This window comes from Streptomyces sp. NPDC054866, from assembly GCF_053610745.1.
Genome location: NZ_JBSGZA010000004.1, coordinates 807,982 through 821,300, shown reverse-complemented (window position 1 = coordinate 821,300; position 13,319 = coordinate 807,982). Strand labels below are relative to the sequence as shown.

The 13,319-nt window shown below is 72.2% G+C and carries 1 protein-coding gene and 2 pseudogenes; all 3 read right to left on the bottom strand.

Translation table 11 applies throughout. The features are described from left to right. Positions 1–40: 40 nt before the first annotated feature. Positions 41–9,519, bottom strand: a pseudogene (locus tag ACWGI2_RS24325) (amino acid adenylation domain-containing protein); the annotation flags it as partial. 72 nt (positions 9,520–9,591) lie between these two features. Next, positions 9,592–11,277 (bottom strand): annotated as a pseudogene (locus ACWGI2_RS24320) (non-ribosomal peptide synthetase); the annotation flags it as partial. Between the two features lie 68 nt (positions 11,278–11,345). Then, entirely contained in the window at positions 11,346–13,292 is a 1,947-nt protein-coding gene (locus ACWGI2_RS24315; RefSeq protein WP_453697564.1) for an ABC transporter ATP-binding protein, read from the bottom strand. Between the last annotated feature and the right edge of the window lie 27 nt (positions 13,293–13,319).

Here is a 13,319-nt window from a genome sequence, read left to right as displayed (position 1 = left end):
CCTCAGGGCGAGTTGCTTGCTTCGAGCGGATTCAGGGTTACGAGATGCCGTCGGCGAAGCCGGCTTCGAGCTCGTCGACCTCGTCCTGCGCGAGGTCGAGGAGGGGGAAGTCGGAGGACGTGTGTCCGCCCGCGGTGGGATCGGCCGTGTGGGCGGCCAGACCGCCGAGCAGGTCGAGCCAGAGCAGGCCGAGGCGTTCCGTCGCCGTTTCGTCGAGGAGCGCGGCGGCCCAGCTCAGCGTGAGCGTCAGCCTGGGTCCCGTGGCCGTGTCGACGACGACCGCGCCCGCCTCGATCGCGTGGGTGGCGGGCATGGCGGGGTCGAGCGAGCCGCCGATCGAGGTGCCGGAGGCGTCGGCGGTGAAGCGGCCCAGGTAGTTGAAGCCGATCTGCGGGCGCGGTAAAGCCGCCAGGACCGGCGCGGTCGCGGGGTTGAGGTGGCGCAGGAGTCCGAAGCCGAGCCCGTCACCCGGAACCGCCCTCACCTGCTCCTTGACCGCCTTCAGCAACGCCCCGGCCGCAGGACCACCAGCCACCACCTGACTCACATCGACGACGCCCACATCCAGCCTGACCGGATGCACGCTCGTGAACCAACCCACCGTGCGCGACAGATCCACACCCTCGGCCGACACCCGCCCGTGCCCCTCCACGTCCACCAGCACCCCGGGCGCCGCCTCCCGCCGCCAGTGGGCCACCGCCCCCGCCAGAGCCGCCAACAGCACCTCGTGCACACCGCAGTGGAAGACCGTCGGCGTCCTGCTCGTCAGCGTTTCGGCTTGGTGGGACGGCACGGTCCACGTGCGGCGGCGCACGGTCGCCGCGGTGTCACGGTCCGGGTCCAGCTCAAGCCCCCGCTCCCCGAGCGGGGGTTCCGCCGACCCCAACAGAGCGGACCACTCCGGGAGTTCGGCGATCCGCGTCTCCTCCACGGCCTGCTCGACCAGCAGCCGCGACCAGTGCCTGAAGGATGTGCCCACCGGGTCGAGCCGAGGCTCCCGCCCCGCCGCCACCGCTTCGCACGCGGCCTTCAGGTCCGGCACCAGAATCCGCCAGGAGACCCCGTCGACCGCCAAGTGGTGCACCACGAAGGCCAGTCGGCCGACCCGTCCCGGCCCCGCGTCCACCCACGCCACCTGAAGCATCACGCCCGCCGCCGGATCGAGGCGCTCCGCGGCCTCCTGTGCCGCCTCGTCCGCGATGTCGTCGAGGGTGCCGGCCACCGCGTAGGTCGCGTTCACGCGGGTGATCAGCTCACCGGCGTCCAGCGAGCCCCGCTCGCGGACCAGGAACCTCGGCCCCGCGTCGTCGGCAACCACCTGGGATCGCAGTACGTCATGGGTGTCCACGACCGCGCCCAACGCGGCCACCAGGACGTGCCGTTCGAGGCCGGACGGAGCGCCGACAGTCGCCCACTGGGCGAACTTCGGACGGACGGCCGACTCGCCGAGTTCCCGCATCACGGGCGTCCAGGGCACATCTCCCACGCCCACGTCCGGCGGCGCCGACACCTCGCCCGCGGTCCGGCAGGCGGCCGCGAGTCCGGCAGGTGTTTCGTGCTCGAAGACGTCCTGGGCCTTGAAGAGCAGGTCCGCGCGGCGGGCCCGCGCGGCCAGCTGCATCGACATGATCGAGTCGCCGCCCAGCTCGAAGAAGCTGTCCTCCGCGCCGACCCGCTCAAGACCGAGCACCTCGGCGAACAGACCGCACAACGTCTCCTCGGCCTCGCTCCGCGGCTCGCGGCCCGAGACGCGCTCGGCGAAGTCGGGGGCGGGCAGAGCCGCGCGGTCGACCTTGCCGTTGCGGGTCACCGGCAGGGCGTCCAGGACGAGCACGACGGCGGGCACCATGTAGTCGGGCAGCGCACGGGCGACGTACTCGCGGACGAGCCGGGCATCCAGCGTCCGGTCGTCCGGGACGACATAGCCGATCAGCCGACGCTCGCCGGGGCCGTCCTCACGGGCGACGACGACGGCCTGCGCCACGGCGGGGTGAGCGGCCAGGGCCGCCTCCACTTCCCCCAACTCCACGCGGAACCCGCGTACTTTGACCTGCTTGTCCGCACGGCCCACGAACAGGAGCTCGCCGGTTTCGGTCGCGCGCACCAGGTCGCCGGTACGGTACATCCGCTCGCCGGGCGCGTACGGGCAGGCCACGAAGCGGTCGGCGGTCGCACCGGGACCGCCCCAGTAGCTCCGCGCCAACCCGGCGCCGGCCACGTACAGTTCACCGGTCACGCCCGGCGGCAGTGGCTGGAGGAACGCGTCCAGGACCAGTGTCCGGCGGTGGGGCAGCGGGCTTCCGATCGGGAGTACGGAATCCATCGCGTCGCCCGGCTTCAGCACATGCCAGGTGGCGCACAGGGTCGTCTCCGTAGGGCCGTACATGTGCCGGACCGTGACCTCGGGGCACGACTCCCGGACCCTCGTCACCGACGCGGCCGGGACGACGTCCCCTCCGGTCAGCACCTCTCGCAGTCCCGCGAAGCTCTCCGGGGACTCCTCCGCGAGCACCCGGAACGAACCCGCGGTCAGATGCACCGCCGTGACGCCACGCTTCACGTGCTCGCGCAGCTGCTGGGCGTCCACCACACCGGGCTCGGCCATCACCACGCGGGCACCGGCGGACAGGGGGACCCATATCTCGTAGAGCGACACGTCGAAGGCGTGCGGGGCATGCATCAGGACCGCGTCCGCCGGTCCCACGCCCCAACTCTGCTCCCCCACCAGTGATGTGACGCTCCCGTGCGGCACCGCCACGCCCTTGGGTGTGCCGGTCGAGCCCGACGTGTACATCACGTACGCCACGTCCTGCGCGGTCACTGGCGCGGTCACCGGCGTGGTCACCGGCGTGGTCACCGGCGCGGTGAACTCGGCTGTGGCCAGGGCTTCTGCGAGCTGCGGGTCATCCGCCACCAGCACACGCGGGGCAGCATCCTCCGGCAGCACACTGCGACTCTCCGACGTGCACACCACCACGGCAGGAGCCGCATCCGCCAGCACGAAGGCCACCCGCTCCCTCGGCGAGCTCACGTCCACCGGCACGTAGGCGGCGCCCGCCCGCCATACGCCCAGGAGCACGGCCACCAGGTCCGGCGACCGTTCCATCACGACCGCGACTCGCTCACCCCGCTGAACCCCCAGGGAGGCCAGGCGCGCAGCCCAGCGCCCCGCGTGGCCCCACAACTCCCCGTACGACAGGTCCTGTTCGCCTTGGACGGCCACCGCACCCGGCGACTCCGCCACTCGACTCGCGATCAGCTGCGGCACCGACTCACCCACGGAAGGGGCCGACGTCCCACGCACGGGCAGCGGGTTCGCGACACCGATGTGTCCCACCGCCGCCTGCGGTTCCGCCACCATGCGTTGCAGCACCCGTATCAACAGCCCACCCAGCGCGTCGCCCAACGCCTGGTCGACCAGCTCGGGTTGGTACGTCACGTCCACCCGGAGGCGCTCGCCGGGGGCGATGCCGATCGACAGCGGGTAGTGGGTTGCCTGGCGCGACTCCACCGTGGTGAGGGAGAGCGCGTCCGGTGTGGGGGCTTCTTCGGGCGGTCGGGGGTAGTTCTCGTACACGAGAAGTGTGTCGAACCCCGCGCCCGGACCGGCGAGTTGCTGAATCTCCGGGAGGCCCAGGTGCTGGTGGGCCATGAGCGCGGACTGGCGATCCTGTAGCTCATGCAACATGTCGAGCAGCGGCTGCGAACCGTCGAGCCTGACCCGTACCGGCAGCGTGTTGATGAAGAGGCCGATCATCGAATCGGCGCCCGGCAGCTCCGGGGGACGTCCCGCCACCGTCGCGCCGAACACCACGTCCGCACGCCCGGCGAGGCGCGCGAGCACCAGCGCCCACGCGCCCTGCACGAGGGTGTTCATCGTCAGGCCGTGCGTGCGGGCCAGGGCGGCGAGCGCCTCGGTCGTCTCCTCGGTGAGGTGGGCGGAGCGTTTCTGCGGAGGTGTGGAAGCCCCATTTCCCTCACCGCCCCCACCGCCCTCGCTGCCCTCGACGCGAGCCGCGCGTGCCGGGTTCGTGGGGCCCACGACATGCGTCGGTTCGTCGGTTCCGGCAAGCTCCGCCTTCCAGGCGGCTCGCGCAGCTTCCTTGTCCTGGCGGGAGAGCCAGGCCAGGTACTCCCGGTAGGACGTGGCGGGCGCGAGGCCCGAGGCGTCGCCGCCCGCCGCGTAGATTTCGGCGAGTTCGTCGAGCAGGATCGGGGCCGACCAACCGTCCATCAGGATGTGGTGGCTCGTCATCACCAGGCGGTGCCTGCGCTCGCCGACGCGGATGAGGAGCAGGCGCATCAGTGGCGCGGACGCCGGATCGATCCGGTGCGCGCGTTCGCGTTCGGCCAGGCGTTGCGCCTCGGCCTTCGCCGCGGCCTCTGAGAGCTCGGAGACGTCGGCCTCACTCCACGGCAGGACGACCTCGCGGGTGATGAGCTGCACGGCCTCGCCCGTCTTGCGCCGCTGGAAACTCGCCCGCAGCGCCGCGTGCCGGGTCAGCAGCGCCTCCCAGGAGGCACGGAAGCGGTCCGCGTCCAGGGGTCCTTCGACCGCCAGGATGTTCTGCACGGTGTAGATGTCGGGCCCCTGGCCGTTGAAGTCGGCGTGGAACAGGAGCCCTTCCTGGAGGGGAGACAGCGGCCAGACCTCAGCGAGCGCGGAGCCCTTGGCCCGGGGCGCCGGCTGGTGGGCGGCGGGCGCGGGCGCGTTCCCCGTGGCGGGAGTGGGAGTCTTCACAGCGAACGCCCTCCTTCGAGCTCTGCTGCCATCGCTTCGAACTGCTCGACCTCGTCCTGGGCGAGCTCGACGAGGGGGAAGTCGGACGGGGTGTGGCCGCCCGCCGTGGGGTCCGTGGTGTGTGCGGCAAGGCCCGCGAGCAGGGCGAGCCAGTGGTGGCCGACGCGTTCCGCCACCGCGTCGTCGAGGAGCGCGCCGTGCCAGCTCAGCGAGAGGGTGAGCTCGGGCCCTTCGGCGGTGTCGCGGATGGTCGCACCCGCCTCCAGGGTGTGGGTGGCGGGCATGGCGTCGTCGGTGGAGCTTCCGATCGCCTCTTCGCCCGCCATCTGCCAGGGCCCGACGGCGTCCGTCCCGTCGGCCGCGGGGAAGCGGCCCATGTAGTTGAAGCCGATCTGCGGGTGCGGCAGTGCGGCGAGCACCGGGCCCGTCTCCGGGTTCAGGTGGCGCAGCAAGCCGTATCCGAGGCCGTCGCCGGGCACCGCCCGCGCCTGCTCCTTGACCGCCTTCAGGAGCGAGCCAACGGCGGGACCGCCGTCCGCCGCGCTGATCGTGTCGATGCCGGACAGGTTGATGCCGGGCAGATCGATGCCGGACAGGTCCAGGCGGATGGGGTGCACGCTGGTGAACCATCCGACAGTGCGAAGCAGATCCGCTTCGCCCACCGGCTTGCGCCCATGTCCCTCGACGTCGATCAGGACCGTGCCGTCATCACTGCCCCGATGCCCTTGGACGACCGCTCCGGCCAGCGTGGCGAGGAGCACTTCGTGCACGCCGCAGTGGAAGAGCGCCGGTGTCGGTCCCGCGAGCGTGGCCGTCTGCCGGGGCGGCACCGTCCAGGTCCGGTGGCGCATGCCTGCCGCCGTGTCCCGTGCCGGGTCGAGTACCCGGTCGCCGAGCGGTGGTTCCGCCCGGTCGCCGAGGAGGGCGGTCCACTCGTCGAGCTCCGCGACACGGTTGCTGCCGGTCGCTTCCTCGACGAGGAGCCTGGACCAGCGCCTGAAGGACGTTCCCACCGGGTCGAGCTCCGGCTTCCGCCCTGCGGTCGCCGCCTCGCACGCGGCGCGCAGGTCCGGGGCCAGGATCCGCCACGAGACGCCGTCGACCGCCAAGTGGTGGACCACCAGGGCCAGTCGGCCGACACGCTGCGGGCCCGCGTCCAGCCACACGGCCTGGACCATCACACCGGCGAAGGGGTCGAGCCGCAGGACCGCCTCCCGCGCGGCGCGCCCCGCGAGCTCGTCCAGGTCGTCCGGCGCGACCTCCGTCGCGTCGATGCGGGTGATCAGGCGAGCCGCGTCAACGGACCCGCGCTCGCCCACCACCAGGCGTGGCCCGTCACCCAGGCGTGGCCCATCGTCGCCGCCCGGCATGGCACGGGCCCGCAGCATGTCGTGCGTGTCGAGTACGGCGCCCATCCCCGCCGCGAGGGCTTCGCCGCCGAGACCCGCGGGAGTCCCCATCACCACCCACTGGGTGAAGCCGCCGCCGAGCGCCCGCTCGCCCAGGGCCCGCATCACCGGCGTCCAGGCCACCTCGCCCTCGCCCACGTCCGGCCCCGACACCCGTCCGGCGCCGAGCCTGACCACCCGGGCGAGGCCTTCCGGTGACCCGTGCTCGAACACGTCCTGGGCGCTGAAGAAGACGCCCGCCCGGCGTGCACGGCTCACGAGCTGCATCGAGCTGATCGAATCCCCGCCGAGCCGGAAGAAGTTGTCGTCGGCGCCGATCCGCTCCAGGCCGAGCACCTCCGCGAACAGGGCGCAGAGGATCTTCTCCGCCTCGCTGTGCGGCGCCCGGCCGGACACGTGGTCCGCGAAGTCGGGGGCGGGCAGCGCGGGGACGTCGACCTTGCCGTTCGGGGTGACCGGCAGGGTGTCGAGGGCGAGCACGGCCGCGGGCACCATGTAGTCCGGCAGCGCCTTTGCGGCGTACTCGCGTACTGATGGCCCGTCCACCGTCCGCGTGCCGGCTCCGGTGCCGTCGCGGGTGTCGGTGCCCACCACATAGCCGACAAGGCGGCGTTCCCCGCGCCCGTCCTGCTTGAGGATCACCACGGCCCGGTCGACGGCGGGATGTCCGGCGAGGGCCGCCTCGATCTCGCCCAGTTCCACCCGGAACCCGCGCACCTTCACCTGTGCGTCGGCCCTCCCGGCGTAGACGAGGTCGCCGGTGCCGGTCCTGCGCACCAGGTCCCCTGTCCGGTACATGCGCTCGCCGTGCGCGAACGGACTTGCCACGAAGCGCCGCGCCGTCAGCTCCGTCCGCCGCAGGTAGCCGCGCGCCAGGCCCGCGCCCGCCACATACAGCTCGCCCACCGTGCCCGCGGGCACCGGCCGCAGGAACCCGTCGAGGACGTGGGCGGAGGTGTTGGCGACCGGGCGGCCGATCGAAGGCTCCTCATGTGCGCCGAGAGCACGGCTGACGGTCGAGGCGACCGTCGCCTCGGTGACCCCGTACTCGCTGTAGATCTCGCGGTTCGCCGACCACTGGCCGCGCAGTTCATCGGAGACGGGTTCGCCGCCGATGACCAGGACGCGCAGCGCGGGCAGTTCCGCCGGCGGCAGCTGCGCCAGGAGCGTCGGAGTCATCGCGACGTGCGTCACCCGCTCCTTGCTCATCAGGTCGACCAGTTCCTCGCCGCTCGCTCGACGCCGCGCGGGCGGTGCGAGGACCAGTCGGCCGCCCGCGCACAGGACCGGCCAGATGTCCGACATGGAGACGTCGAAGCTCGGCGATACGAGTTGGAGCACCGCGCTGTCCGCGCCGATCCGGTAGCGCTCGATGCGGTCGGCGACGAGGTTGCGCAGGCCTCCGTGGGGGACTACCGCGCCCTTGGGGGTGCCGGTCGATCCGGATGTGTAGATGACGTACGCCGCGTTGGACGCGGTCAGTGGTGTGGGCCGCTCTCCGTCCCTCATCCGGCCGTCCGTGTGACTCGCCGCGCTCCGGGATGTCAACGGATCGTCCAGGACAACGAGTTGGCCGCCGTACTCGGTCGGCACCGCGTCGCGGGTCTCCTGCACGCAGACCAGGACCGGCGGGGCCACGTCGTCGAGCAGCGTGCGCAGCCGTGCGGCGGGAAGCCCCGGGTCCACGGGGACGTAGACACCGCCCGCGGTCGACACCGCGAGGAGCGCGGTCACCAGTTCCGCCGAGCGGTCCGCCAGAACGGCCACCCGCGTCTCCGGCCGTACTCCCCTGTCCGTCAAGTACCGGGCCAGGCCCGTGGCTCGGTCGGCCAGCTCGCGGTACGTCAGCGAACGCTCGCCGTCCACCACCGCTACCGCGGCGGGGGTGGCCGCCGCCTGCGCGGCGAAGAGTTCCGGTGCTGTCGGGGCGGGCGGGAGCTTGGGGTGGGGTTGGGGCTGGGGTTGGGGTTCGAATTCGGGCTCGGGTTCGAGGAGGGCTTCGGGGAGGACGTCGAGCCGCCCCACCGGCGCCGACGGGTCAGCCACCATCTGCTCAAGGACGCGCTTCAGCGAGGAGATCACGGCCTCGGCGCGGTCGCGTCCCACCACATCCGGGCGGTGCACGAGGAGCCCCCGCAGCCGGGTGTCAGGGACCACGATGAGCGCCATCGGGTAGTGGCCCCTGTCCTCGGGCTCCCCGACAGTACGGATGGCCAGTTCGGCGCCAGTGCCGGCGCCGTTCCCGTCCGGTGTCCGTGGAAGGTTCTCGAACACCACGAGCGTGTCGAACACCGCGCCGGCCCCCACCAGTTGACGGATCTCACGGAGGCCCAGGTGCTGCCCGGCCATCAGCCCGATCTGCCGCTTCCGCAGGTCCGCGAGCATCCCGGCGACCGACTGGTCCGCCGCGAGGCTCACGCGTACGGGCACGGTGTTGATGAACAGGCCGACCGCCGACTCGACCCCAGGCAACTCCGCGGGCCTGCCCGCCACCGGGGTGCCGAAGACCACGTCCGTGCGCCCCACGAGCCGGGCGAGGATCTGGGCCCACGCGCCCTGCACGACCGTGTTGACGGTGACGCCCTGGGAGCGGGCCAACTCCGCGACACCGCTGGTGAGTTCCTCGGTGAGCTGGAACGGCACCGGTTCCGGCACGACCTGTTCCCCGGCGGCTTCTTCGGGCACCACCAGCGTCGGCTGGTCCGCCCCGGCGAACGCCGTACGCCAGGCCTCGCGGGCCGCTTCCTTGTCCTGCCGGTCGAGCCAGGCCAGGTACTCCCGGTACGACGTCGTGGTGGGCAGCGCCCGGCCGTCGCCACCCGCCGCGTACACCTCGGAGAGCTCCGCGAAGACGACGTCGGTGGACCAGCCGTCCACGAGCGAATGGTGGACGGTGACGATCTGGCGGTGCCGGCCGGCGCCCAGACGTATCAGGAGCAGCCGCAGCAACGGCGCCGCCCGGAGGTCGAAGTTCTCGGCCCGCTCGGCCCGGGCGAGGCGTGCCACCTCGGCGGGCACGTCGTCCTCCGGCAGCTCCGACAGATCGGCCTGGCGCCAGGGCAACTCGGCCGTGGCCGCGACGACTTGCATCGTCTGGCCCGAGTCGCGCTGGTGGAAGCTCGCGCGCAGCACCGCGTGCCGGGCGAGCAGTGTCTGCCACGACGCGCGCAGCCGGTCCACGTCGAGGGGGCCGTCCAGGGCCAGCGTCCGCTGGCTCGCGTACACGTCCCGCCCGCCGTCCTGCCCGCCGTCGGCGAAGGTCGCGTGGAAGAGAATCCCCTCCTGCAACGGCGACAGCGGCCATACGTCCACCAGGCCGGGCACCGCGGCCCGCAGCCGGTCGGTCTCGCCTTCCCGGAGCTCACCCATGAGCGAACCGGCGGAACGTTCACGGACGGTTGCCTCCGTCCGCTCTCCGCGTCGTGCGATCGCGGCGAGGGACGCCGGTGTCGCGTGCTCGAAGACGTCCTCCGCCCTGAAGAGCAGGTGGGCGCGGCGGGCCCGTGCGGTCAGTTGCATCGACATGATCGAGTCGCCGCCCAGCTCGAAGAAGCTGTCCTCCGCGCCGACGCGCTCCAGGCCGAGCAGTTCCGCCATCAGGTCGCACAGGAGCGCCTCGGCTTCGGTGCGCGGCGCGCGCCCGGTGACCTTGGCCGCGAAGTCGGGTGCGGGCAGGGCGTCGCGGTCGACCTTGCCGTTGCGGGTCACGGGGAGGCTGTCCAGGGTGAGTACGGCGGCGGGGACCATGTACTCGGGCAGGGTCGTGGCGAGGCTGTCGCGTACGTGGCGGGGGTCGAGGCCTTCCGGGTCCTCGGGGACGACGTAGCCGACCAGGCGGCGCTCGCCCTGCCGGTCCTCGCGGGCGACGACGACCGCTTGGGCCACGGCGGGGTGAGCGGCGATGGCCGCCTCCACCTCGCCCAACTCCACGCGGAATCCCCGCACTTTGACCTGGGTGTCAGCGCGGCCGATGAAGAGCAGCTCACCGGCATCGGTCTCGCGCACCAGGTCGCCGGTGCGGTACATCCGCTGCCCCGGTGCGTACGAGCCCGTTGCGTACGGGCAGGCCACGAAGCGCTCCGCGGTCGGTCCCGGCCGGTTCAAGTAGCCCTGCGCCAGGCTCGATCCCGCCACGTACAGCTCCCCGACCGTGCCGACGGGCACCGGCCGGAGATCCGCGTCCAGGACGAAGGTCTGCCGGCGGGGCAACGGGCGACCGATCGGGAGTACGGAATCCGCCTCGTCGCCCGGCCTCAGCACATGCCAGGTCGCGCACAGGGTCGTCTCGGTCGGCCCGTACAGGTGGCGGACCGCCACGTCAGGGCAGGCCTCGCGCACGCGGGCCACCGAGCCCGGCGGCACCACGTCCCCGCCGGTGAGCACCTCGCGCAGTCCGGTGAAGCACTCCGGGGACTCCTCGGCCATGACGCGGAACGAACCCGCGGTCACGTGCACGGCGCTCACGCCGCTCTTCACGTGCTCGCGCACCTTCCGGCCGTCCACCGCGCCCGGCTCGGCGATCACCACGCGGCCACCGGCGGCGAGCGGCACCCACACCTCGAACAGCGTGACGTCGAAGGCGTGTGGGGCGTGCATGAGGACCGCGTCGTCCGGGCCGACCGCCCAGCCGTCCTCGCCCACCAGTGCCGCCACGCTTCCGTGCGGCACCGCGACGCCCTTCGGTGCCCCGGTCGAACCCGAGGTGTACATCACGTACGCCACGTCCCGCCCGTCCAACGGCGTGCGGACGTCCCGGCCGTCGCAGGCAGCCAGCGCCGCCCGCACCCGCGGGTCGTCCACCACCCGCACGGCGATGCTCTCCGGGAGCACGTCCCGGTTCTCCTCCGTGCACAGCGCCACCGCGGGAGCCGCGTCCCCGATGACGAGGGCGATGCGTGCCGCCGGGGAACCCGGGTCGACGGGGACGTAGGCGGCGCCCGCCCGCCACACGCCCAGAAGCAGCGCCACCAGGTCGGGGGACCGCTCCATCACCACCGCGACCCGGTCGCCGCGGCCGACACCCAGCGCGGCGAGATACGCCGCCCACTGACCGGACTGTGCCCACAACTCCCCGTACGACAGTGTCCGTTCACCCTCGACCGCCACCGCGCCGGGCGACGACTCCACCCGTGCGGCGATCAGCTCCGCCACCAGCGACGACTCCACCACTTCCCCCTTCAGGTCAGGCCGGGCGCTCAGCGCTCGTCCGGATCGGCACCGAGGCGCAGGATGTGCTCGCCGCCGACCGCCGGCGGGGGGCCGCTGCCGCCGAGCACGGGTCCGCTGCCGCCCAGGACGGGGCCGCCGCCGAGGACCGGGCCTTGCAGCACGCGCTCCTTGTGGGCGTCCGGGCCCGCTCCGTTGGTGCTGGGGCGGTTGAACTGCGTGTGGTACAGCTCGGCGTAGAGCCCTCCTGCCGCGAGGAGTTCGTCGTGCGTGCCGCTCTCGCGGACCTCGCCCTCGTCGATGACGAGGATCTGGTCCGCCTCGCGGATGGTGGAGAGCCGGTGGGCGATGACCAGGGATGTCCGGTCCCGTAACGCGGTGGTCAGCGCCTGTTGAATGGCCGCCTCGGACTCGGAGTCCAGGTGCGCGGTGGCCTCGTCGAGCACGACGACCGAGGGCGCCTTCAGGAGCAGCCTGGCGAGGGCGAGGCGTTGCTTCTCGCCGCCGGAGAGCCGGTAGCCGCGGTCGCCGACCACGGTGTCGAGGCCGCTGGGCAGTGAGCGGATCAGGTCCCCGATCTGGGCCGCGTCGCAGGCTCGGAGCAGATCGCGCTGCGTGGCGTCGGGGCGTGCGTAGGAGAGGTTCACGCGGATCGTGTCGTGGTAGAAGTGCGCGTCCTGGCTGACCACGCCGACGACGTCGCGCAGCGAGTCGAGGCTGACGTCGCGGAGGTCGTGGCCGTCGATGCGGACGCTTCCCGACGTCGGGTCGTAGAGGCGGGACACCAGATGGGTGGTGGTGGTCTTGCCGCCGCCCGACGGGCCGACGAGGGCCGTGAGTTTGCCCGCGGGCACCCGGAAGGTCATCCCGTGGAGCACTTCCGCCGTCTCCTTGGCCCGTTCGACCGCCGACAGCGCGTTGGACTCCAGCGAGGCCAGGGACACGTCACTGGCGCGCGGGTACCGGAAGGACACCTGGTCGAACTCGATCTCCGGCGCGGGGCCGTTGCCGGGGGCGGTGAGGGCGACGGGGTCCGGCTTCTCCTCGATGAGGGGCTTGAGGTCGAGGACCTCGAAGATCCGGTCGAAGCTGACCATCGCGGTCAGCGCGTTGGACTGCAGGGCGGACAGCTGTGTGATGGGCCCGTAGAGCCGGCCGAGCAGCGCGGCCAGGGCCACCAGCGTGCCGATGCGGAACACGTCGTCGAGCACCAGACGGCCGCCGACGCCGTAGACGAGGGCGGTCGCCAGTGACGCGAGCAGCGCCATGAAGATGAAGGAGAGCCTGCTGTAGACCGTCCAGATGATGCCGACCTGGCGCACTTCGCCCGCTCGGGCCTCGAACGCCGCCGCCTCCTCGCGCGGGCGCCCGAAGAGCTTGGCGAGCATCGCACCGCCCACGTTGAAGCGCTCGTTGATGATGCCGCCCAGTTCGCCGTTGGCCTGCATCTGCGCCCTGGAGTAGTGCGTCAGGCGCCGCCCCACATAGATGCCGGGGACGATGAACAGGGGCAGCATGGCGATGGAGACCAGGCTGATGAGCCAGGACAGATAGAACATCTCGGTGAGGACCAGGAGCACGGTCAGGACGCTGGTCGCGGAGACCAGCATGGTGGTGAGCGCCTGCTGGGCGAGCATGACGTCGCCGTTGAGGCGGCTCGCGAGCAGCCCCGTCTGGGTCCGGGTGAAGAACGCCATCGGCTGCCGCTGCACGTGCTTGAAGGCCTCGACCCGCAGATCGTGGCTCACGCCCTGTCCGATGCGCCCGGAGAAATAGCTCTGCACGAGCTGTGCCACCGCGTCGACGATGGCGAGTCCCGCCACGACGAGCGCGACGGTCACGATGACACCCGAGTCGTCCTTGAGAATTCCGTCATCGATGATCGTCTTGAGCAGCAGGGGCGTCGACACGATGATGAGGGAATCCACCACGGTGGTCATCAGCAGAAAGACGAACGCGAGCTTGTGCGGCTTCATGTAGGACATCGCCCGGCGCACTGATCC